The following is a 24,824-nucleotide window of genomic DNA, read 5'->3' as shown; positions in this document are numbered from 1 at the left end:
CTGCACACGCCGGCAGAGCACTATCAGGAATATGCCTAACCCTAAGTTACCTAAGCTGTTCGGCCGCCCAAAGTAACGGCAGTGTAACATGATCGAGCGCATGCTTGGCTGGCTGAAAGAGCACCGCCGCATCGTCGTACGCAATGACAAGCTCGTGAAAAGTTTCGCTGCAATTGTCTCAATGGCTTGCGCACTGAGGAGTCTGCGACACCTGGGCCGGTCTATGAGGCTTGGAGGTGTCTAGGAAACCTGGGGCGATTTGCAAGGGTACCTCTAGGCCCTCGGGATTCGGGAAGGGAAGGGGCGCATGCCGCTGCGCCCATCATAATTATCGCTTAGACCTTGTCCCAGTAACCTTTGCGAATCATCAGCGAGCCTTCGCGGTTAGCTGGCCCTCCGTGAATATAGGCCCTGGACAGCCCTTGGTTGAAAGTTTCGCAACCAATCTCGATCTGAACGCAGCCGCTGCAGGCATTACCGACGTCGGTGCACACTGGGTCAAACGCGCAGTTGAAGGCGAACATGCTCGCGTCATCGAACCACGGCTGCAGGTAGTGCTGGAACAGCGTCAACAAGCCGCCTGCGGTGTAGTTCTGGACAGAAGACACGTACAGGACGACCGATAGATCCATGGGGATCAGGTATTCCTGAATGCTCTTGGAGTCGTACCCGGTATGGCGGCGTGCGGTCAACATGAGCGAGTGGCTGATCGAATGCAGAAGATTGAAGGGGGCACCGTCTTCAGGCGTGCGCGCTGGTATTTCCCGTGCTGCCTTCCCAGGATGCATTGCCAGTACGTGGTAGTGGCTCAGCAGGTAGGCATGGCTACGTGCTTTGTCTTGTAGCACCGCTTCACTGGGGGATTCAAGGAACGCTGAGTCGATACACCAGCGGAGCACCTTGCGCGGATCCAGACGTACCCACAGCGCTTCGGTCTTCGCGGACATCGCATAGATGGAGGTCTTACCCTTCATCGCTTCGTCGACACGGTCGGCGAAGGCGTTGAGCATTACCGGAGGAGCTTCAGGATTGATCGACGGGGCGCTCCTTTCTCGTGAATAGCCAAGCGTGGCCAATACCACCCGCAGGTCAGGTATGTGCGTGATCGAGTCAATGCCGTAACGCTCCTGAACGCTTTGCCATTGATCTGCGAGCAGATCTTTCTGGGCGATGTCGACCGTTTCCTGGATTTCCTGCTCGATCGTCCTGCCTTGCACATCGTGAGGCAGAAAAACGGCTTCCAGCGTGCGCCGATTGCCGACTATTTCAATCAGCGTGGTGAGCTCTGGAACCAAGTCGCGAACTGCACGGAAGCAGCCAGAAGCCGCTGCCAGCTGACCCTCGATATGGGCGACCTCCTTGCGGGCGGAATCGAGCACGACGGCCAGGTCTTCATTGTCTTCAGCCATCGCTTCGAGCTTGGTAATGCTGAGTTTCTTCCTCTCCAACAGTGTGCGCAGCGCTGCCTGCTCATCCGCGTCACCAATGTTCGCTGCGAGCATCAGGGAAAGCTTTTGCTCCAGCTCACGCCCGGACATTCTTTTGAGCAATGTCAGTGCTACGCCCTCGGCGATATCCTGAGCCATGCCCTCAGCGCCTTCTGCAGCACCTTGCAGACACTGCAGCAGGCTAGCAGTGAGCTTGCCCCTGTCCTCACTCAGGGCGATGTACTGCGTGCTCTGGGCATAGAAGGACTCACCGCTGGTCAGAGGCGTCCCTCGTTTTTGAGTCTCGGCTTCGAACGCGGCGCTGCACGCGGGGCAATCATCCTGGTGAGTGCCGGAAAGCTTGTCGCCCGACTCAACGTCGATGAAGGATGAATGGAAGAACGAGCCGGCATCGCGGTATCCGATACTGGTTGAGCGACGCGCAGCGTGTGGAATGTGAACCGGGTTCACGAACCCGCACCGGTGCACTGAAACGTAAGGCAGCTGGATCATCTCGCCTGAGCAACCTGGGCGTTTGCACGGGATGAAGCTGCGGCCATGGTGCATCCGGATTCGAGCTTGCATCTTGGACAATGTCCGGTCGTCGGGCTCTTTCGAATCATAAAAATCCAGAACACGGCATCGCTTGCACGTGAGGATCAGCGGCGCGGGCGAGACGAATATCTCGGAAGGCGATTGAATCTCCAGTCGCTTTTTTTCCGCAGCCGTCAAAAAGGTCGGGTCGACTTGACCTCCAGCGCTTTCCCAGTCATGCACAAACGTCAGGACGGCTTCACGCAGCTGTTCCTTGTCAACGCCCTCGAGCGCCGATCCGCTGTTATTCAGGATACCCATGACACGCCCGTAGGCCTGGTTCCGGAGCCTTGTAAAGGCTCCGGGGAGAAAGGCTTCCCTGAAAAGACGACTACGGCTCACATATTCCTTGTCCATTCTTCCAACCTCACCTGGCCAATGCCATGAACACTTCATCAGCCGAGCTGTTGACGGGCTTGATCAAGATCTGGTTTTCAATATCGCGGAACGAGCGGAAAGGGGCATATCCGAAGATGTCACCCAAAGCCTCGCTCAATGTCTGGTCGTTCTTGCTGCCCGGCCAGCGTTCCAATTCGAAGAGCGCGTTGTCGACACGCGAGATCAGGGCGGCGTCAAAGCCGGCGATCACGCGGGAGTCGAACGTGTTGCTCAGCGCAGAGGGGATCCGCAGCGCATTGACCACGATTTTTTTGATCTCTGCGGCGGCGGCTTTACCGGGGTCGCTTCGAAGCAGCGTGACCAGGTCGTTGACCCTATGGCTCAGATCGCCGCCCCAGCTCTGCTGCGGCGCCCAATTGAGCAACACCGCGGACATCACGCCAGGCAGCGTTCGGTCAATGATGTTGGGAGCAAATCGGTTGATGGGCACCGAGTCGACCAGGCGATCCAGGAAGATATGGTAGTCACCAAAGTTCATGAAAACGCCCGACTCGAACAGCTGGTGGGAGGAGAGAATACAAAGCACGATGCCAGGGTGCACACGTCCACTACGAGCGGAAGCTTGGATGTATTCGGCGGTCGACTTCGGCCAACCTGCAACGATCATAAAATTCAGCTCCGCGATGTCCACACCGTGTGACACAACACTGGTCGCGATGATGTGCCGGCAGGTGTCATCTGCGTCCTTGGTTTCGACGTGGCGGATGGCATCGAGGATCATGTCGAGCCGGGTTTCGCCGTCCAGCAAACGAGCTTTGCGCTCAGCTCCAGTCTTGCTGTTGACCTCTTCCATGTACCGCATGATTTCCGTGATGCTGCGCTTGCTGTTCGCGTAAACGAGATCGGTGTTCAGGTTCTTCTCGATGTAGCGCAGGGCTTCCTGGGCCTGCCCGCTGGCCAACCCCATTGCCTTGAGCAACCGAGCATCGCCGGCGGCGAGTTTGCTTCGCCAATCATCGACCTGATCGAGGAAGCGGGAGCTGGCTTCAGCCACGGATTTCATGGCCACGCGTCCGCGACCGATGGGCAGAATGCCGGCAAACCAGCGGCGGATCAGTTGCGAGCCGGTTTCATCATCTTTCGCCTTACGGGCATAGAATGACTCGCCTTGGTTGACCCCTGGCGCTGGGAATCGAACAGCATTGCGCAGGTAGAGGTGATGGATATGGTCGTCGAAATCCTTGATGGTGGCCGTGGCAGAAAGCACCTTGGGTGCGCGACCGCCGTGGCTTATCTGCAAGGTGCTGAGCAAGGTTTCGTAATGAGCATCGAAATTGCCCAAGGATTCGCGAAGCAGGTGCAGCTCATCCTGTACCAACAGTGAAAAACCAGGGTCTTTCATCGGGGATGTGGGCACCACCCTGACCACGCTGGTACGAGTATTGTTGCCGCAGTCGATGGCTTCCCATTTTTCGCCACGCTGCTCAATGCGGCGGTGCTGGCACTTGGATTTTTGGGTGAAACCGTGCTCAGGACAAAAGAATCGAGCCCCACCGAAGAAGTTCACGAAACGCTGGTTGTGGCCGATGACGGCCAGCTTGTCCACTGTTCCGACCAGTACCGAGGGCAGGTATCGATAGCACTCTTCATCCGAAACATAAATGCCGATCTCACCCCGGATACCTTGCCCGTGCTCGCCTGGTTCGGCCTCGCAGTTCGACCAGCACTCTGGGTTGTCACAGACATGCTTGATGCGGGCACGTGTCATGTCGGTCGCGATGCGGATAGAGCCGCCGACGCCGCAGTAAGGGCAGTCTGAGATGAACTGGTAGGACTTCAGGCGCTCGTCGCTGAATGAAGGCAGGAAGCCTTTCTGCACGTCCTCGCCGTACGTGCTGCTGACGCGGTTGGGTGTGCCTTCGCCAGTGTAGTAGCCAATCGTAAAGGGCCACCCACCAAGACGTTCACGCTGGCGCAGCATGTTGGTCTGGGCCAGCACGTAGGAGAGTCGCTGGAACTGCTGAACAGACAGCATCCGCAAGGGAAACCGGAGCCAAGCAGTCGTGCCGTAATCACGTCCCTTCATCCGGCCATAGAGCAGCGCCATGCTGATGATACCCAGATAAGCCTCGGTCTTACCTCCGCCGGTGGCAAACCAGAGTACGTCCGCCGTCTCCATGCTGCCTCTTAGCTCTGCCGAGGTCGCGTGCCGCTCGTAGACCGAACGAATCTGGGTAAGAATGAAGCCGAGCTGGAACAGATGCCATCCGGTGAACCTTTTGCCTTGAATCTTGATAGCTTCGCCCATGGCTTCGTTCATCCATTGGAAACAGCGGCGAAGGTCGTGATGTGTTCTTAGGAGCTCCACGCCGTCTCGTATGCGGCTGGTTTCCTCCTGGAAGGCATTACGGTCTGCAATAGCAACATTCCAATCCGCCATGAGCCCTGCGGACTCCAGGGCGCTGATGCGTACTGCCCATTCATCAAGGTAGCGCTCCTGTGTTTTCAGGAAGCTGTCACACACCAGGAGCGGGTCGCGGGCAAGCATTTCGTAGTTAGGCGCGAAGGCCATGTCTACTTCGGCCGGCGAAGGCGCATCAACCCGCGGCTGAGCGAAGGTTGGCATACCGTCTGTCTTGAACAGTTTCTTCTCGACCTGTACTACTGCGCAGCTAATGCCATAGCCGGGAAGGCCGTCATCATCACGGTATCGATACTCTTCCGGCTGGAGACGATGAGGCACCTTGTAGCTTTCACCCGCAACGAGCCGGGTGATCAGACGGGCATCCAACAGGTATGGGGCGTCGACGCCGAAGGTCCGAGCATCTTCGGTAGTTGTCTGGTTTTCCAGGAACACTTCGAGGAGGAAACTCCCAGCGGCGCTGGCGCCGAAGGCGGACGGGGTAGGGCGTAGACGTGCTCTGAGGTTGATGACGTAATTCAGGATCGCATTGCGGTCGCTGGCGATCTGCTCAAGGACGGTACGATTCAGGCTTGCCTGGTCGGCAAGTGCGGTCTCGCTCCAGTCGAAGCCGAACCGTGCGTTCCCATTCACATTGGTATGGCAGCGGCGCATGACGCGCGGATCAGCAATCCAACGCTGTTGCTCAGCATTTAGTACCGCGGTAAGCGCTGCCTTTGCAGATACCCATTCATTGGGCTTGCTGGGATCAAGTTCGAGCTTGATGGATGAGAAGCTCACTGTGTACCGTTTGAACGCGATCGGCAGGTTTTGTGCCCTCTTGGGTGAGCCCCCATCGAGCACCAGATTGGCTTCGACGCTGCAAAGATCAGGAATGTAACGGTGCACCAAGTCGAACTGGCCGCTAAGCTCGCATTCGATCCAACCCTCTTCATTGGGCGAAACCAAGAGGACGATGCCGATCGAATTCGGCGGTTGCGGGCCCGTATAGTTAGGATCAGGAGCTGGGCCGAGACAGCCAACCAAGCTGACACGGCCAGGTTCTATTCCGTCATATAGCTTGCCGTCTGGTGGGAGTACATCGACTTCCTTGTCACTCAGTCGCAGGCGCATCTCTTCTAGAAATGCAGCTGTCAGGCCCATTTCTTCTCGGTAGTTGAGAGCCATGGTTCGTCCTTAGGATTGTGTAGTTTCCAGGTGTTTGCCAGCGTGGTGGATGACGAGCAGCTTTTCCTCGGCATCCCAATCGAAATGAATACGCAATGTGCGTGATGGATCTCGGGCCCTGCCAAGACAGAAATGTCTGTTCATGTCCGCAGGTTTTCCTTTGTACAGGCGTTTATCCGCATACATCCCCATGGTGACGGGGGACATCTTCGGCTCAAACTCAATGGTCTCCTGCTTGAAATGCTTAAGTACGTCATGCAAGCGTTCAGCTTTGTCGTTGTAGTGCTCGTAGAGCCTCGTGGCCATGAGCTTGAGGCAGGAGCGGAATTTCCTATGATCACGATAAACCGAATCGCGCATCGACCTGATGGCAGGTTTGGTCAGGCAGATACGCCCTGGGTGAGCGCCAATAACCTCATTGGCGATGTCAACGAGTCCGTCCTCTTTCTCAACCATCACATGAGTGGCCGTAACCCTGATTGACGTCACCACGCCAATCTCGATCATATCGTCGAAAGTTTTGGCATCGAGAGTCAACTCCCCGATTTCAATGGTGGTTGCGCCCTTGCCGCGCTCCAGGATCGCTTTACGAAGCTGCTTGCCAATCTGCTGATGTGCGATTCGAACTTGTTCGATGGCATTGGCAATGAGTAGAGCGGATCTCTCCGGGTTTTTGGCACCGGAAAGACGTGCGAAAACTGCAACTGCCGCTCGGTCACGTGGCCCATAAACCTTGTGCCGGTACCAGTTACCAACTGTCGCGTCACACACCTCTACTTTTTCCTTGCGAAGCTGTGCTTGCACTTGCTTTACCGTCAGCCGTGTTGCGACGCTGTCGACCATGGTTTTCCAGCGCCCAGCTGCGCGCAGGAACTGCTGCATGCCTTCAGAAAGCGCCACCATATCGAAGAGTTTCTCCTGTGTAGCTATACGCTCATCGTTATGTCGCAGCAGGATGATCTGGTCGCCTTCGGTCAATTCCTCAGCAACTGTTGGGTGAATTTCGTCATCGCGGAGCACAAGTACGGGGCGGTTTTTACTCCAAGGAATCTCGGACTGCGTACCTTCAAGGGTCACCCAAATCAGGTCAGGCATTAGCGGGTCGCCGCTGTGCAACGGTGTGGAAGGCTCCACTGGCTCTTCCATCAGCAGTTCCAGCCAATGATCGAACTCCATCGCAAGTGGAATGGAAACCTGACGCTCCTTGGCCGGATAGGTGCAGCAGTCAGCGACGTTGGCCGCTTCCAAAACCAGCGTTTGCGCCTGTGTTACAGAATCCTCGTACCTGCGATCAGTCCAGGCGAGCTGCCATTGCGCAAGCTTGTCACCGTCAGGACAGCTCTGCACTCCATGCTTTGACCACCATTGATGAAGCATTCGTTCTACAAAGGGCTTCTCGTAATCGTATGCAGGAACGACCACTCGGCGGCAGGGCGTCGCTAACCAGTGCTGGCGGCTCGGCCACAGCATGCCGGTGATGATGACTTCGTCTACCGCACCTCGAAACTGTCGATAAGCCTTCACCCCGTCCATCGCCGTGATGTGAACGGTCGCGTTCCATCCTTCGTCCAGCTCGTTGTCGAACCAACTTTCCAGTGCAGCAACCTCATGCGGGCTGCCACACAGAACTAAGGTGTTCTGCTTCGTGCTAAAGGAAGCCCTCAGATGTTTCAGCAGCCATCCAGCTTTGCCCGTGACCGATTGTGAGAAAAGCTCATGGACATTGGTGAGCTGCTTGATCAAATTGCGCGAAGCAACATCCGACTCACCGTACAAGCAACTGCCGTTGCCGGCGATTTGAAGCCATCGCTCCAAGCACCGAACGGGGTAGAGGCCTGGACGGGTCGCTGACTGAAGCGCGCTTTCCAGAAACGGCAAGGGCACCGGAAGCTCATTCAGACTTCGAAACACCTTTCCGATGATGGCCAGGCGCTCCTTGAGCACGACGTCCTTACGATCAAGATCTCGTCGCAAGGCAAAAAACCGATCTGCCAACTGTGCCAATTCATGATTGGCTCTCCGATCCTCAGTGACCAATAGCTGAAACTGGGTAGCAGCCTTGGCATCTCGGGCGAGTGAGGATTTGTCACCCAGCCGCATCAGCCACAGATGGCTGAGTGTTCCATTGGATCGGATCTTGTCCAAGGATTCACTGTCACCCAGTGAAAGCAGAGTGATCCGAGGAATCTCAGGGAAGCTCTCGGACAGAGCGCTGTCCAAGGCAGCAGCGTTGTCATTACCCCCCCGTGTCCCGTCGACGACAAGAACGAAAGGTTTGCTTGCTCTGCCGATCATCTCAACCAGCTCCATCACATCCAGCGAGCCATCAACCACCAAGGTTTCTGAAGCGGATTTCATGTTGCGCTTCTGGTCGGAAGCCCGGAGCACCCGGGCACGTAGAGCGGGGACGCGCGACAAATCATTGAACCCGGCGCGAGGCCTGGAGATGAACACGATGTCGGGGCAGGTCTCCATGTTGCCAGGATTGAGCCAGGGCGAGCGGATGCCACCCTGCAAGGCATCCCAGCGAATGCGATGCAGGTACACCATCAGTCGCGTGAGTCCTTCACCGCCCATCAAAGGCAGTGCAATCGCCACGGACTTCCCGTATTTCAGGGCGCGGCCCGCCAGCGCAAAACTTGCCGATTCTGCTGCGTCGGGTGGCGATAACTTGAGCGGTGACCAGGCATCGGCGCCGGGCTGGAGCAGCTCGCTGGCTGGTACCGCGCCCCAAGCGCCCTGCATGGCCTGCACCCACCCAAATGTAGTAGTTGTATGCTGGGTCATGATTAGGCCTTGGCTTCTTGGGGGGCCTTGATCAGCAGGGCCGCCTTGATGCTTTCAGGTAGCCGATAGACGTTTTGCTTCATCCCACCTGGGCAAGGAATGACGAGCCGCAAGCGGGTCAGCCACTGCAGGGCTTGCTGCGGGTCAATGTCCGCATGGTGGCACAAGAGGCTAATCGCAAAGTCTTCTTCATCGAAACGCTCTTGCCCACAGAGTGCGCTCAACACCGGGCGTGCCCAGTTGACTGCGGTCAGGCCTGTCTTGCCGAGAAACTCTTCCATGCTCTTGGCTTTGGCTTGAAGCAAGGGGGTGTAGGCTGGGCCGAAGCCATCTACCTTCATCACGTCGTTTTTCTTAGTCTTCGCCGCGAGCAGCCTATCCAAGGAGAAGTACCAGCCTTGACTGTGATTTTCCAAGATGTCGGTGGACGTCGACGTGTTCTCAAGGTTGAGCTTGTTCAGAAGGTGAACCAGCGCCGTCCGTTTCCAGATATCCAGGGCGATAAAGGGCTGCATCGTTTCGCGAGCTTGTGTGAGCTGTGGGTTCGACTCCCACTGCCACAGCGCGCGGGGCGACATGAGGAAGATGACGCGAACGCGATGGCGTTTGACGTTGGTGTTAAGTCGCGCTTCGTGAGCAATGTCGAGCAGATCCAGCATCGTACTGACAGGTTGCGTACCTGTGATCTCCACGAAGAGCATGATGTTTTTGCGCAGCGATTGAACGTCTAGGATCACGTCTACGAGGAGTTTCTTGAACTCACTGGCCGAGCCGAGGTCGGTATCACGTCGATGAAACGGAGAGTAGCGTCCAGGTTTCTGGTTGCTGCTCAGTGGAGGTTCCTCCTCGCCTATGGCCAGGAGTGATTCGACCATCCACTGAGGGTCGAGCCCCAGCGCTTCAGACCCCGTGATGATGCCGACAGAATAATTGGAGGAGCGCGCTTCAATGGCACCCAGCGCAGGCTTCTCTCCAATCTCCTCACTGATGAGCAGCTTCTCATCACGCAGCGTGAGTGGTGAAGGGCGTGTCGCGCTGAGTGGGAATGCGTGTGCTGACAACGGGTCGTTCTCGTTGATCGCGTCCACCGCGGCGAGCAACTTATCCTCGATGTCCTTCTGGCCACCCACGAGATTTAGAATATTGGCATTGCGCAGCGCGTATTCCTTACCACCTTCGGTGCGTCGCATGTACTGGAGTACGCCAAGGCCACACAGCTCATCCAGGAACGCTTCAAACTGTGCGTCCGTCATCGGCCCGAAGATATGCGGTGCCCATTCCTGTACCACCACTTTCGCCCGACTGGCTGAGTAGCTGTTGGTGCTCTGAGAAATCAGGCTGTAAGCGATCAGCTTGTAGCGAAGATCCAGGTTCAGCGTAATGTCGAAGCGGTCGCAGATCAGTTGTCGAATGCCCGGATCCTTGCGGATCTGCTCAACGTCATCGGCGCTGATGGAGACTGAGCCCACCCGGCGGTTATGTCGAGCGTTCAATGTCTTGATCAGCTCATGGCAGTAGATGTGGATCAGGCCAGGGTGGCGGTTCGTTTCCACCAAAATTCGGTTTACCAGTAAAGGCGACTCGAACTCATAACCCAGATGGCTCAACGGTTCGCGAATGAGCTGCAGGGCCTCAGCCGGGCTCATGATCGAGACCTGGATTGCGCTGCCCAGTTGGTGCAGGGGGTAGTTTGGCGCATCAGCGAAACGACGAACGTTTTCAAGCCCCGCAATGACAATCTTGAACCGGCCATTGCTGTTGTTCACCAAGCCACTGAGCTCCCGGAAAATGCGGAAGCCATTCGCCGCATCAAGCCCCAGAATCAGGTCGATCTCATCGAGGCATACCATGAGCGCGTCGGAGTTGTCCCTGGAGAAGTACGCTCTCAGTTCATCCACCATGCGGTCAGCATCGGAAGGGTAGGAGTTCTTCACCAGTCCGCTGCTAACTGCAGATTGGTAGATCAACTGCCAAACACGATAACGATGCTTGTCCAGCTCATTGCCAGACAGGTTTGCCCGATCCAGATCGCCGTCGATTTGATAGAGGTACGCATGATGACGCTGATCAGGGTTGTTGAAGCGGCGTTGCGTCTCATTGAGCAACGTCGTTTTACCCAGCTGACGACCACCAAAGATCATGGCGGCGCCGTTGCGCATCGTGGTCAATGATTTGATGTCATTCTGGCGTCCGTACCGCATTTCGGGCGGTGCTGGCTGCATCTGGTTGCCGGTGTACGGATTGCTGAACGTCCAGGGCAAGCTCAGTTGCAGGAACGTCTTGAGTCGCTGGTGATCCGATACGCCAAGTCCTGCGAGTATGGTCAACAAGACAGGATCAACATGCAGCAGCACATGCTTCGTCTGCTTGGTGAACTTGGCCAGCTCATTACGCTCGTCGTTCGACAGCTCTTTGGCTGAGATAAACACTGTGCGGTCGTGAAGGAACTGGGTCTGCTCGGTGAGCAGTGCTTTGAGTTCCGACATCGTCCACTCGCCATTCCCAAGCAATACGTTGATGGGCTGTTCATCGGATCGTTCGCTGAAGAACACAATGCCGCGGCCCGTGTCGTGGCGCTTCACGTTCAGGGTAAGTTGCGCGATGCGGCTGCGTGCAGAAAAGTCTGCCCGTTGAGCAACAGCATTGCTGAAAACTGGATTGACAGCCTCTAAACCCAGCGCGGTTAGGACGTGCACCAATTCGTCGTAGGCCGCTTTATCCAGTGTCTTGACCCGGCGACGCAAGTCGATCAAACCTTCAAGGGCTAGCTTGAAGTGGTTGGGTAAGCTGTCCAGAGACAAACCCTCTACGGTAGCTCCGGAAAGCTGACGGACAACCTCTCGGGGATTGTGATTCCCACTCAACAGCTTATGGAGCTGGGGCTCAAGCGTGAGGAAGCGCTTGAGGAGTTCTGTTCCAGACTCGGTATCACTCTGCAGCGGCTCTCCTTTGTCCAAGGAGTGCTTGAGATGCTCAAGCATCTCCTCTGCTACGGTCGTATCGTGGGAATTGAGCGCCGCTCGGATCTGCTCCAGCCATGTAGCGGGGACCCAGTCCACGCCGCGGTCAACCAGAGCCTGGTTAACCAAGGCCTCCAATGCAGCTTCAAGCTGCTCTTTTTTGGCCGTGAATTTATTCACTACGCCGGATTCGAGGTCGTCCAGGCTGCTGTGAATTTCGCTGAGGTCGTCTAACGCTCGCAGGCTTTTGAGCTGATCCTGCAGATGCTCCAATTCGCCGCACAATTGGTAGTGGCGTTCGTCATCAATCAAGGATGCAATGTTGGCGTTGTCCAGCAGCCCCCGCATCTGATCGCTTCGTATGTTGCAACGATGAACCTCTTCGAGGAAAAAACGCTTGATTGCCTCAATGCTGTCCGCCTTCGAACTCTTGTTACCATCTTGGTGGTTGAGCGTCAGAAGAAGGGCGTGCCGGAAGTTCTTGCGTTTCAGCGCCTCGTCGGCGAGCGCCAGTTCATTCAAGCCCTGGTCGAGTAACTCCATGAGCGTCGTTAGTTGGGCACGGGCGTCGTCGTCAGTGCTGCTGGCCAGCCACTCTGTAGGCCACTGTAGCCAGCCATTGATTCGCGAGACCTCCCAGATGATCTCCTCATGGCGTTCTCCAACTCTGCTGATGCGTTGGAGCACTGTAATGGCGAGCAGCAAACCGGCCTGGTGCTCTGGGTCTTCGGTGCTCTGGAATCGTTGTTCCAAATGAGCTGAAGCTGCCGTGAGCATAGTGAGCAGGCGAGGTGCGAATTTGGTGACTTCGCTGGTGCGTTGTCCAAGTAAGCTGTGGTTTTCGACCCACAGGTCAGCGACGTTGACGATCTCATCGATTGAACGCAGGAACCAGTTTCGAGCATTGCCTTCGATCTGAGGTGCGGCAGTGCTTTCGTTCATCATCCTATGGATTTCAGCCGTCATTAGGCGCGACTGCTCATCCTTGTCGCGGTATATGTCAGCAAAAGCTCGCACCTCATCCAGCCGCGATGCATCGTCTCTGACGATACTTTGATAGGTCGACTCAAAATCGTCACGCGCCAGGCATTCTTTCATCGCTTTACGAGCAGGTGCCCAGCCTGTCTGTTTGTTTTGGATGCGGTCTTGCCACTCAATCAGGCGCGCAGCGAGCTTCTCACGTACGTCCTTGTCGTTGCTGGCAGGCTGCTCCCGCAGGGTGTCGACGTCCAAACGGATATTGTGACTGGAGAAGCTAACGACCTCATCAATCAGCTTGGCGACAGGCCCATCAAAGCTGCCGGCAACGGAGGCGAGCAAGCGCGAGGCATTAGTCATCATCCCGCAGAACAGCGTGGGCTGCAGGGTAGCGGCGAGCACCAAGTAGGGAACTAGGCGGCCTCCAGGGCGCCGATAGCTCCAGCTCTCAATGATCTCTGAAGACAGCTGGTGCAGCTGCTGCTGAACCCGAGTGACGGTTGCCGAGTCTCCTCGCCAGACGTGCATGCCATGATAAGCCGCTTGCACAAGCGACAGCGACAGCAGGTCACCAGCAAGCTCCATTCGCCGTCCGATTTCCAATGTCTTGCTAGCCAGCGGCAGGTGACCACGCTTGAGCCAGAGTAACGCGATGTTCTCAACGGCGATCGCGGGTAGAACATCCATCGTTTGCTGACAGTGTTCGAGTCGGTCTATGGCTTCCGTTGGTTTATTGAAAAACCGCGAGACATTTACCTCATCCTCCGCCAGATCAGGCGAGATAGGTTCGTCAGGCTCAGCAAGTGATTCAGTATCAACTTCCGGCTCAGAGGTGTGGTCATCCTCAGCTTCAACTTGAGCTGGTTGAATTGGGACGGGCTGCTGAGTGCCTTCATCACCGCCGTCACAGATCGGTTCTGGTTCTGGCTCGATTACCGACTTCGCTTCTACCTCCGGTGCAGCCTCGCCGAGTCGCAAGTCGAGCGTCGCCTCAACATCTGGCGTGCATTCCGCAGAAGTAGGCGAAGTCAAGGCTTCGTAAGGTTGCTGCTCAGGCTCGATCTCAATTGGACGAGCGTGCTCAGCAATAGCCGCTGCGATGGGCCGTTGACTCGACCAGGCCTCAATCGCTGCCTTGGCCGACGGGTGATAAATCCCCGGTGTCAGCAAGACATCACGGGCGTCTACATCCAGTGTTTCAAGACGATAACCTGGTGGCAGCAGCAGGTCGCAGCCTTCCTGTTCAACCTCCTGAAGTTGCCTGTTGATCTTGACCCGAGACTCTTCTGCTTCGGCGATGTTGCTGCGCAGCTCACTTTTTTCGCGAAAGTTAGCCACCTTGAGCTTTTCATAGAAATTTGAAAGGTCGCTCTCGATTTGGGCAGTAACCACTTCTGCCTCTTGCAGACGGGTCTTGATGTCGGTCGACTCTGTTTCTCGCTCCTCGGTCAAGTCGACCAGGAAGCTATCAGCGACCTCTCCCTGAAGCCGCTCGTTGAAGTATTCCAGCCAAGCCATTCTGAAGGCGTTCAGGAACGATTCGTCTTGGAAATACTGGAGTGAGAGATCACTACCGATACTGATCAAAACATCGATGCATTCAGCGAGAATCCTACGAACCGCGTCTTCGCTCAGCGCATACTCCTGCTTGAGGCGGGGAAGATTGGCGGTGATGAGCGCCTCGATTTGCTCTGCGTAGTGGAGATTTCCTGAGTCCGTCTTCGCCTGCTGAGCTAGCTGGAACAATTCGCTGTACAGTCCAAACAGACTTAACGGGGCGTCAACCTCGGGGGGGCCGACAGCCTGATCGTCCTCCGCTTCATCCAGCAAATGTTGTTCGCCGATCTGCCTTGCTCTCGCTTCATCTTTGAGCAGCGTTGAGTAGTGCTCCATCAACTCGGGCTGAAGAGTGATGAAGATGCCCAGCAAGTCGTTTCCGAACGGCGTCGCAACCGCGTAGGCACCGTCGGCAAGTGCGCTTCGCTCCTCTTCGCTGAAGGCATTCCAGTTCGCCAGTTGGTCAAGCAGCAGCCCGACCAGACCACCGAACTGCTTGATATACGAGCGGCCTTGAACAAACTCACGCAGAGCTGCGTCCCACTTTTTGGCGCTATCAACCCACGTGAGCCGCGATTCAAGCATGCGTTCCAGGGCTTCCTGATCTTCTTGGGACAGGTTGTTGAACCGATCAACAACTGGCCCCTTCGGATCGGGCCATGTCTCGTCGATTTTGTTGAAGATCAGCCTTTCCCAGCTTCGGAAACCATCAATGCTCTTCGATTTCTTTAGCAAGCGCTGCTGAGCGTTGTACATGTCCTTGAGCAGCAGCTTCAAGCGCCCGATAGACGTCTTCTGGAAGTCCATCACCCGATAGCCAGGCTTCACATTCGCCTGTTCCCGCCGGCGGACTGCACGGGTCATACCAATCATATGCTCAAGCACAGACGAATCAGCCTCACCGGTCTCGGGATCTAACATCGTTTGGTCAGGGAACCCAAGACCATCGGAGGAGAACTGATCAATCAAAGAGCGGTCAACGTCTACAGCTAAAATCAAATTTTGCATTTGATATCCATATCGGATGAAATTGATGGCTTACCTGCCCAGCTTCGGAACACGCATCCCAAGGGGCTCAGCAGGTTGAGAGCGCAAACGAGGGCGATACACATGGCACAATGTATACCTACCGTGATAGCTTAAAGCTACTACATGGTGGGCTTTCCGACTACCCATGGCGCGGTCAGTTCGTCGGGCCTGTATTCGCGAGTTCTTTGCGGTGTTTGCTGGCCTTTACACCCTGTCCCTGGAGTCGGCCTGCAACGGATTAACTCGCCGTAATGGCGGTGTAACGTTTCATCCTTGTAGAACCTCACTGATTTTTCTAATCGCGCTAGGCTTTTAGGGCATCTATAAGGCCATCTGACAACTAACTGCTATAAAGCGAAAACTTGACGCCATGATCATGCCCGACGACCCCGTCATGATCATGGCGTAGAGGCCATGAAGACTCTGCTGGATGCCCATGCGGTTTCAATCGGTGGTGGCGCAATTGCGCTGCATGACAGTGTAGGCATACCGCTTCGATCTCGTGGCACGGGTTCGTCACGCTTACTGGTTGCGGGTCTTCAGCGCATGGCCGCCGGCGCTGCGACCATAGCTTTGGTGCCCTTGAGCCTCACCGCCTGTTGCGATTCCTAGACTCCATGGGCGCCAAGGATACAAAGCAACCCCTGCAGGTTTTCATCACCACGCATTCCCCAGTCGCCCTGCGCGAACTCTCGGGTGACCAGCTGTATGTCGTGCGTAAAGTAGCCGGCCGACACCTGATATTGGTTGCTGGCACCAGCAACGACGTACAGAGCACCCTGCGAGCTGGCCCTGAGGCCTTTCTGGCGAAGCAAGTCATCGCGTGTGAAGGGGCGAGCGCGGTGGGTCTGGTTCGAGGGCTCGATCAGTTCTGAAGCGCCGCTAACCATGATTCATTTCTGGCCAAGGGGTGTGCCTATGTAAACGCCGGGGGCGGTATCACGGATAGCGTCTACAATCGGCGTCCCGCATTACTGGCTCTCGGTTACCGTGTGCACCCCGGAAGTCGCCCAAGCGTTCTTGGTGCGGGGCGGACAAGCGATGACCTGGGGACAGAGGCGTGCCCTGGAGGACAAGTTGTTTACCAGCCTGCCTGACCTGGCGATTGATGCGTTGATTGCGAAAGCGCTGGAAGTAAGCGAGCTCGAGCGTGTCGTGGGACACATCCAGTCCAAATCCGAAGGTCGATAAAGCCTGCAGACCATCCAGGAGCATTGTGCTGCCGGGAATGCCTATCCTGCACAAATCCGCGACTTGTTGGAAATCGCTTCTCGAATTCGCTCAAAGGACTGATACAAATCGGTTACGACTTACTAGGCCAGTGCCAACGACATCATAGGCCTGCACCTATACCTGCGGTTCTACAACAGCTGTTGAATGCATCCAGCGCTGGGCTCACGAAAGCTCTGAAAGCTCCTCGCGAACGCGACAAAGAATCTGATCAATGCTCTGATCAGGGCGATGGAGAGCATAGGTATGAAGCAGCAAGGATGCTGGATGGATATCCAGTTCCCTCGCGATCTCGTCGAGCTTGTCCAGCGTTGGACTTTTTAGTCCTCTCTCCAAGGTGCTCAGGTAGGTTCTGCTGCTCACCTCGGAGAAATCCTCCTGCGTCAGGCCGCGGCTGGTACGGATTTGTTTCAAAGCCTGGCCAAAGGCCTTCCTCAGCTCCATTTTGCTCATCTCGCAAAATGAGTGATAAAGCCCTCTCGCGCCCTTTAGGACTACAATCTATAGTGTTCATTTTGGGCGACGATGGCCATGTTCAGAACGCACAAGCAGGCTGAGATAAGCGGATTTGACGTCGCTACGCTCTCTGGGGAGGGGGTCCAGGTATGGCGCTACATTGAGCAGGCTCTTCATTGTCCGTGGCTATATGTATCCTGCCTTGAGCCAGATACTGAGCTGCCAATGCGTAGAATGCTACTAATTGCGGATATCCATCTGTTTGAGGAATTCCTGAGACAAGATACCGGTGTCCGTACGGTGATCTATAGCGTCCAGCTAGTAAGCCCTGGTTGGTTAAATCTAAGTGCGAACTGGAAAATGGAAGATCTAATTAGTTTGAGCGAGGCGCAGGATCATCATGATAAGCATCTAGCGTACGTATATGGAACGGCTAATGGTCATAAGTACTGCGAGGGCCAAATCCAAAAGAAAATTCGCATAAAATATAGGGTGATATACAAAAAAGCCTAATCCAAACAATGGAGGAATTATGGGGGTAGGGTGCAAAACAGATGGGGAGTTTCTCTCCCTTTTCAGAAAATTTTATAGGAACCCTCCGAGCAACGCTTCTGTTGAGCTTTTGAAAAAGCTCGCACTGGAGCTTTGGTATGGGGACCTTGACACTGAAAAACTAGTCAACAAAGAATTGTCGAGTGAAGATTTGAGTCCTTTGCAAGCAAGGAGGGCCACATATCTGGTGGATAGAATGATCAGTTTTCCATGTTTGAGTCGCAGTAAGGCAAAAGGACTAAGGAGCATAGTTAAGCTGCAAGAGGCTCGACTAAAAATTCATGCGCCCTCAAAAAGAGCTGAGCGCCTATTTAGAGAGCATAAGTTAGATAAAAAAGCTTTTGAGTGGGGGCTTCAAGGAGATATAACTATACAGATGAAAAGCCTGCTCGAATATCAGACCCGGCACTTTGCAGCAACTACAGGCAAAAAAAATGGTTACTCAGAATAGCGAGACCACATACACAAAATTGTTTGCAGCATCGCTCAGTAATTCGAGTTTTATAGGGAGTCCTGGTCGAATTTCTTGCGCAGCGGAATGAGAACCTCCTCTAGATCTAATCCTTTCGCCAGACAGATATTTGAAATAAAACATAGGGCTTCAAAGAGTTTGTCGCGCTGCTTTACCAATTCAGCATTTTCAGCCTGCAGGTGCTTTATCCGCTCTTCAAATGTTCTACGACGGCGTTCGTGATCAGGATCCTTTCCGCTCTCCTTAAGCTGTGCAATTCTAGCTCGGTCTATACGCTCACCTCGCTCACCTACCAAGGTCCCACGACTCGTTAAACCTAGGCGCTTTTGTACCTCCGAGCGTGATATAGGCGCAAATTCAAGTCCCAAACTGATCATCTCGGCGAGGAGGGCATCAATAGCCTCATCTAGAAGAGCTCCTCTCAACAATTTCTTCTTTACCATATGCTTCTACTCCTCTGAAACTGAGCTTCGCCGATGGGTAACCCTGGAAGCGGTGATAGGGCGACCTGAAGGAAAAACCGGGCGTACGCCCTTCCCAACATCAGTTGCAAGTGCTTTCTGCAAATTTTTAAGCTTGTGCTCCTGATCCTCTAGCCAGACGTCACTGCCAGCTTCACCACTACCAGCTTCGCGCATAATGATGATGGATTCCGCTAGCCGATCCGCTTGCTGTTGAAGATTATTCTTCTCTGATGGTGTCCCTAGCAGGTGGAGATGTGAACAGTCATTCCAGCATTGCAGGTGCTTAGGGCAGGGAGCCTGTGAGAAGTCGTGGACACAACCACCAAATGGAGTCACATGCAATGCCGTGGCGTGGATAGTCAAAAAAGCTTCAGCGGTAGTAATACCCTTGCTCTGTAAGAGTGCATGATAGCTATCGGTCAGAGCCCCTTGCATCGTCCCCCTTCTAATTTCTGTATGAAGAAAGTCAATGCGGTCACGATAACTATTAAACGTTAAGAATTCCTGATGCTCAGCGACATCCTCTTCAATAGTCGTATGCTGATAATACTTATTTTGCTTTAAATTCTTCCTGCCCAGCGCCAGAGCTTGTTGGACGTCGCTCATCCCTGTTAGCTGATAGATGGTATTGCGCCAGTGGCGTGGTTGGTGGCTGGTCAAACGAATTGGCGATCCATCTGCTTCGAGCAATGAGCGACGCGTAAATATCGACGGATACCTAGGTTCAGCTCCCAAGGCTCGATTGATATCAATAAGCGTAACACGCCGCGGAATCGCTCGAAACACATTCTCATCGCGCCCCCCGAAACGAAACTGACCATCAAAAGCGATAGCGAGTGTTTCGCTGGTCTTGAGTAAAATGGTATATTTGCCTGCATTGTACTCCGTAAGTGCCATGTGCTCCTTGAGTTTTGGAGCTATAAGGCGCTCAATGTCACCTGCCAAATATCTGTGCCGTTTTATCTTTCCCGCCTTCGACGAGGATGCACCATCTTGGGGGGAAATCCCATTTCGGGTCAGATACAGATAGAGATTTCTTCCGTACTCTTGTTCGTTACTGAATCCCAGCCACTCCATGACCTGATCGTCCGTCAAAAGCTCGTCTTGCGAATATTTCCATATACGTCCTGGGTTGTTTTCTTGCCACGCCGCAATCTCCCTCTGTTCAGAAGTCAGTGCTTTTAATCGCTCAATGGCACGCTTCGCTAGGGGAATATCGCTCTCTGCTAGCCAATGCACTCGAGATTGGAATTGCTTTTCTGCAAAATATCTTACTCCGCACTCAAGTATAGGCTTGCCGTGGGCATCAACTACAATATTTCCCTCTGTATCTTTGATCTCTCTTTCGACCCAGCAGTCAAAGGGTATGACAGCAACCTCATTACCCCGCTGCCCTGTTGCGATCAATAAATCGATCACACGCAGCAAGATTTCCTCGCCCTCACTGAAGGGGTTATTCGAGCATAGGGCATACGCTTCCATCGCCTCGCGAGAAGGTAGTCGGTCATTAGATTTTCGTTGTTTTTCTGCACGATCGGGATCATGTAATGAAATATAATCGTGGCGGCGTTTCTCTGGTCTCGCATCATGCTCAAAATGTATTGCGATCTCGGTTAACTGGTGGCTATCAATCGTATCCGCGATTACTTGCAGATGAGAAACTGCGTCATAAAAATTTTTGTAGCCACTCTCACGGAGAAAACCTACGACACGATCGAAATCGCCCTGTGTCAATAGTGCGGGGTCAGATACGCCGCGCTCAAATAATGGATTATAGAGTCGGCGGACGGCAATGTTGTATGCAGCCACCATTGAAAACTTCAGATTTCGCGTGCGTTGCAGATATACAATCAAGGCCTTACTGAATTCTTGAAATGCTAAGGGGAGTGGCCCTTTGTTCGGGGCAGAATAACCTGTCTTCTCGAGGGACTGTCGGTGGGTCTCGAAGGTAAGTGTATGTTTGCCAGGATCCCTTTGCGGTAGCCAATTTTCGACTCTCCAAAATGCTTCCGACCACGGAGTTGAAATCGGTAATGACCGAAAAATAGCCTGTTCTTGTGTAATAAAGCTTTCGAGGTTCTGCTTCGCCTTAGACAGCGCCATCTGCGTCATCCTCTGTGTGCTGCCGACAGCGCTCAATCGTAGCGCTTACCGCCAGGATGGTGATCTGATGCTGAGCGAGGGGCCGGTTGTGGATGAGGTCTCCGGCTTGTTCTGCCATATCAATGAATCGCTGAGCTTCTCGTTGCAGTGCCTCTCTCACTTGCTCATGACGGCCGTCAGCAAAGGGATGAAATTTCTTGCAGGTGTAGCAGGCATAGACGGGATTGTAGGGGCAGTGAGTGTGGACAGGGAGGGCGCAAGCACCTATATCCCCGATGTATTGCGTATCGATGACGCCGCGGATCGCCCTTTCGGGAACCGTATCTCTACGTTGCACGACTTCCCCGGTTAACAAACTCCGCATTATGCGCTGATAGGAAGGGCTCTTACCTAGCGCTTTCTCTTTAACCCGAGCAATATTGGGAGTTGCTGTCACATAAGCACGCGCTGCAACAGTGCTATTATGGCCCAGTAGATCTGCAATCATGTCTGCCGGAGTTCCCTGATCCGCCAACCCTTGTCCAAGATGATGGCGCAGCAACATGCTCACCTGGTTCGGCTTTTCTACCCCTGCTTCAAGAAGCTCATGCTTGAGGCCTAAACCGATTTTTTGAACCGAAAGGCGCTTTCCATGACGGCTGACAAATAATGGTTTGCAGTCGCTACCAAAGCGCCGTTGAACTTCTGCAACGTGCCGTGAGATTTTCTCACCCAGGCGGGTGGTTATTTTACGGGGGCGCCGCTCAGGTCTGCGCTGGCCGACCTTTTTAGCCATAGGTAGCCATAGGGTGTAGTACTTCTCATGATCAGCGCTTTCAACGAACTCAAAATCCGTAATATCTAGTGAATGAAATTGAATCGACCTTGGTGCGAGTTCGAATCCCAAGTGAAGAACAATGTTAAACTGGAGTTCCTCCCAGGAATCAGATAAAAGCTCTCGCTCAATGCGCTTAAGGAGTCGAATCTCTTCATCAAGGGCTAAGCCGGACTGAGATAGGAATATACGTTCATACGGATCAACGCGGCTTGTCTTTATCTCTTTAAGTGCGAGATATGTTTCTTTATTGAAGCCTAATATTCCTCGATCAAGGGCCCAGCGATAGAAAGTCCTAAAAAAAATGATGCTTTCGCGAAATTTTTGCCATGTACTTACTGTCGTGACCACTTCTTGCATCGTCCAAGGAAATTTGGATGAGATATCGCTTTCAGCTAGCTGTCCAAACACTCCGGATGCCTTGAATGCCGTTAACGGTGCGTACTTTTCGAGTGAGTATGCTACGAACGCTTTGGCAATTTGCATGATGTCAGGATTCAGATGGAGCGAAGCCCAATCGATTGTCATTGCGAGCCCACCGTCGTACCACGTCCACACCGGCAAACGGGTATCGACGTACTTTGGCTGATCATTGGTGCGAGTTCGAATCGCAACCAGAGCCGGGCCCTCGAACACGTAGGCCGAAAGAGAGGAGGAGGGTGATGCCTGTTCGTGATCGGCTGATTTAGGCAAGACGAACCTCCTTAACTGTCAAGTCGGCCCCAAGCTGCCGAGGCACGCTGCGCGTTATGGCGGTTGGCTGACTCGGCTAAATAACGACTTGCATAACGACGTGGCATCGCCGAAGTCTCAGCCCAACCGCAGACTCGCCGGAGTTCGTCTGTGGCGCGCTCCAGGTCGTGCCCACGCTGCTCGACCAGGTAAGCCAAGAAACGGTCGGCGAAGGTGTGACGAAAGTCATGCGCAGAAAGAGTAGGCAACAACCCCGGATTCGCCAGTTCAATGCTCAGAAACAGTCGATCGAGGACGTTAGACAATGCGCGAATCGACAGCGGGCGACCTCTGTCAGAGATGAACAGATAGCGGTACAGCAATTTCATCGGTTTGCCGTCACGTAGAGGTCGCCGTTCGCTCTGGATATAGTGCTCGTAGACCTCATACAACTGTACGGAGATACCTACGGTTCGTCCGTGTGTTTTCAGTGCAGGCTCTTCAGCGCGCGGGTCGCCGGGGTCATGTTCGCGATCGTTGATGCTGACATAGGCGTGCTGAGAGCCCTGATTAATATCCGTGGTGTAGAGCTTCAGAAGCTCCCCGCGGCGGATACCGGTTTCCAGCAACAATTCAATCATTAGCCAATTGCGCAACTGCAATCGCTTCGGGAAGGGATTTTCCAAAGCGCCCGGGCGAATCATTGTGCGAATGATCTGGAGTTGCGTATCTGTCAGGCTGCGGTAACGAGCATGGTCGGGACGAACATTGATGATATGGCTCTCAAAGCGTCGTTCAATGACGTCGGCGACATCTGCAAATGCCACCTCAATGTAAGCCATAGTGGTTGAGTTCTGACGAGCGCGCGGAATGTAACGGGTGACGCACCACGACAGGTACTGCTTCAGCAACCGCAGGTACTGGTCACGGGTGCGAGAATCGATCTGTGGAAAATATGCCATTGCAGCTGTGCCGATTCGGGCGACCAGATTATCGGCCTGGCGGCCACTTTGAAGCCAGATGGCGTAACCGTCCAGTAGCGCCAGAATCGCCTCGAAGTGGCAGGCCACGATGGCCTCATCGATATCTAGGTTTCGACTTTCGGCATAGCTGTAGAAAGCCTGAATCGCGCGTAGATGAGCCGCAGCAGTGCTGTAAGCGCGGTGTCTGAGCTTGAGTTGGACGTAGATGAACGGAATGAGTTTGGGCAACGGCGCGGCGTTACCAGCTTGCACGAGCAGCGGTACACGCTGACCTGAAGAGAAACGACACTGAATCAGCTTCATCGGCAGCCACCTCATACAATGATTCGCCATGAACACGAAGTGACATGGCCCGTTGAGAGAGTGGACGCCAGAAGCGGGTTTGTCGAATCAATGGCTTAAGCAGCTCATGAACACATCTGACATGACATCTGGTTTAACATAATATACATTATGCGTAACACCATATAGCCTCATCAGCCCAACTCCCCATCACATTTCAATCCCTGACAACCCACCAAAACACCTTCCCTGGTGATTCGGCTCTCTACCTCATTTCAAACCTGCGCAAACCCACCATCCACAAACATTTCGCTCCCCGTCATAAAGCTGCTCTCATCCGAACCCAGGAACACGGCGGCCGCTGCGACTTCTTCCGGGCGGCCGATGCGGCCCAGTGGCAAGGCTGCAATCATGCCGTCGACGATGGCGTCCGTTTGGCCTGTGCTGGACAGTACTGTGTCCAGGCCGGGTGTCGAGATCGGCCCGGGTGAAAGGACGTTGACGCGAATGCCGCTGCCTTTCAGGTCCAGTGCCCAGCTTCTGGCGAAGTTACGCAATGCAGCTTTCGACGCGCTGTACACGCTGAATGCCGGCGTGCCCATGGACGCCGTCGTCGAGCCGGTCAGGATGATCGAGGCGCCAGGCTTCATCAATGGCAGCGCCTTTTGCACGGTGAACAGCGTGCCTTTGACGTTGACGCCGAAGGTACGATCAAACGATTCCTCCGTCACGGCGCCTATCGGCTGGAAATCACCCAGGCCGGCGTTGGCAAACAGAATATCCACCTGCTGGATTTGCCCATAAACACGATCGAGATCGTCTAGGTTTGCAATGTCGCCCTGGATGGCGATCGCACCGTGGCCGATCAGCGCCACGGCCTTGTCCAATTCTTCCTGCCTGCGCCCCACGATAATGACTTGGGCACCTTCGGCTGCGAAACGAATGGCGGTTGCCAGGCCAATGCCGCTGTTGCCGCCAGTGACCACTGCGATTTTGCCGTTGAGTCTGCTCATGAACCTGTCCTCGAAAAGTTGAGGTTCAGAGCCTAGATCCGCGCTATTAATTTGAATAGTATGCACCTTTTGGTAAGTACCCAACCTGGAGCGCGAATCCATGGCAAAAGGCACCTTCAATTGCGGGCTCGACGCAGCCCTGGCGGTGATTGGCGGCAAATGGAAGCCCTTGATTCTTTTTCACCTGGCCCATGATGTTCACCGTTATGGCGCGCTGCGACGTGCTGTCGGCAGCGTGACCGACAAGGTGCTGATCCAGCAGCTGAAAGAACTGGAACGCGACGGTGTGATCGACCGCACCGACTTTCAGGAAATCCCGCCAAGGGTCGAGTACGCCCTCACCCCCTTTGGCGTGTCGCTGGCCAAGGCCCTGGGCCCGCTGTGTGCCTGGGGCACGGAACATATGCAGGCCGTCGAGCGTATCAGCGAACGGCGCATGGCCGCCCTCACCCAGCCTTTAATGCAAAAATAGCATAACTCAACTAAATATCTATTTAGTTGAGTTATATAAATGCCTGCCCCG

General features: G+C 54.5%; 13 protein-coding genes and 1 pseudogene. 4 read left to right on the top strand and 10 right to left on the bottom strand.

The genetic code is table 11. The annotated features are described in order from the left end of the window. Positions 1-34 precede the first annotated feature (34 nt). Positions 35-244 (top strand): annotated as a pseudogene (locus ACW9IB_RS01185) (hypothetical protein); the annotation flags it as partial. Positions 245-335: 91 nt separating this feature from the next. On the opposite strand, the gene ACW9IB_RS01180 reads toward ACW9IB_RS01185, so the two are convergent. The 4 genes from ACW9IB_RS01180 to ACW9IB_RS01165 are packed head-to-tail and all read right to left on the bottom strand — an operon-like array spanning position 336 to position 15,008. Further along, positions 336-2,378, bottom strand: a complete 2,043-nt coding sequence (locus ACW9IB_RS01180) for a hypothetical protein (protein ID WP_457411907.1) — start codon at positions 2,376-2,378, stop codon at positions 336-338. Between the two features lie 10 nt (positions 2,379-2,388). Next, positions 2,389-5,949, bottom strand: coding sequence for a helicase-related protein (locus ACW9IB_RS01175; protein ID WP_457411905.1), 3,561 nt, complete (start codon positions 5,947-5,949; stop codon positions 2,389-2,391). 9 nt (positions 5,950-5,958) lie between these two features. Then, positions 5,959-8,736, bottom strand: coding sequence for a DISARM anti-phage system protein DrmE domain-containing protein (locus ACW9IB_RS01170; protein ID WP_457411903.1), 2,778 nt, complete (start codon positions 8,734-8,736; stop codon positions 5,959-5,961). A 2-nt stretch (positions 8,737-8,738) separates the two neighbouring features. Next, positions 8,739-15,008: a hypothetical protein gene (locus tag ACW9IB_RS01165; protein ID WP_457411959.1), complete on the bottom strand. Its 6,270-nt coding sequence runs from the start codon at positions 15,006-15,008 to the stop codon at positions 8,739-8,741. An 869-nt stretch (positions 15,009-15,877) separates the two neighbouring features. Here ACW9IB_RS01165 and ACW9IB_RS01160 point away from each other — a divergent pair. Next, positions 15,878-16,135 (top strand): hypothetical protein, encoded by a 258-nt coding sequence (locus tag ACW9IB_RS01160; RefSeq protein WP_457411902.1) that lies wholly within the window; start codon positions 15,878-15,880, stop codon positions 16,133-16,135. 520 nt (positions 16,136-16,655) lie between these two features. Here ACW9IB_RS01160 and ACW9IB_RS01155 read toward each other — a convergent pair. Next, positions 16,656-16,934 (bottom strand): helix-turn-helix domain-containing protein, encoded by a 279-nt coding sequence (locus ACW9IB_RS01155; RefSeq protein ID WP_457411901.1) that lies wholly within the window; start codon positions 16,932-16,934, stop codon positions 16,656-16,658. Between the two features lie 544 nt (positions 16,935-17,478). On the opposite strand from ACW9IB_RS01155, the gene ACW9IB_RS01150 reads away from it, so the two are divergent. After that, positions 17,479-17,949, top strand: a complete 471-nt coding sequence (locus ACW9IB_RS01150; RefSeq protein ID WP_457411900.1) for a hypothetical protein — start codon at positions 17,479-17,481, stop codon at positions 17,947-17,949. Positions 17,950-17,999: 50 nt separating this feature from the next. Here the strand turns inward: ACW9IB_RS01150 and ACW9IB_RS01145 are convergent, their stop codons facing one another. The 5 genes from ACW9IB_RS01145 to ACW9IB_RS01125 form a co-directional block, all read right to left on the bottom strand. Then, positions 18,000-18,413 (bottom strand): hypothetical protein, encoded by a 414-nt coding sequence (locus ACW9IB_RS01145; protein ID WP_457411899.1) that lies wholly within the window; start codon positions 18,411-18,413, stop codon positions 18,000-18,002. Between the two features lie 6 nt (positions 18,414-18,419). Further along, complete coding sequence (locus tag ACW9IB_RS01140; RefSeq protein WP_457411898.1) at positions 18,420-20,537, bottom strand: hypothetical protein; 2,118 nt, start codon at positions 20,535-20,537, stop codon at positions 18,420-18,422. Further along, entirely contained in the window at positions 20,524-22,044 is a 1,521-nt protein-coding gene (locus ACW9IB_RS01135; RefSeq protein WP_457411896.1) for a tyrosine-type recombinase/integrase, read from the bottom strand. The genes ACW9IB_RS01140 and ACW9IB_RS01135 overlap by 14 nt, the downstream gene beginning before the upstream one ends. Positions 22,045-22,055: 11 nt before the next feature. After that, positions 22,056-23,309 (bottom strand): tyrosine-type recombinase/integrase, encoded by a 1,254-nt coding sequence (locus ACW9IB_RS01130; RefSeq protein WP_457411895.1) that lies wholly within the window; start codon positions 23,307-23,309, stop codon positions 22,056-22,058. 254 nt (positions 23,310-23,563) lie between these two features. Next, on the bottom strand, positions 23,564-24,301 hold the full coding sequence (locus ACW9IB_RS01125; protein ID WP_457411958.1) for an SDR family oxidoreductase: 738 nt from the start codon (positions 24,299-24,301) through the stop codon (positions 23,564-23,566). A 100-nt stretch (positions 24,302-24,401) separates the two neighbouring features. Between ACW9IB_RS01125 and ACW9IB_RS01120 the strand changes: the two genes are divergently transcribed. Continuing rightward, positions 24,402-24,773, top strand: coding sequence for a winged helix-turn-helix transcriptional regulator (locus tag ACW9IB_RS01120; RefSeq protein ID WP_457411894.1), 372 nt, complete (start codon positions 24,402-24,404; stop codon positions 24,771-24,773). The last annotated feature ends 51 nt before the right edge of the window (positions 24,774-24,824 follow it).

Source organism: Pseudomonas sp. SDO524_S393, assembly GCF_054071875.1.
This window is presented reverse-complemented; position numbering and strand designations above follow the sequence as displayed.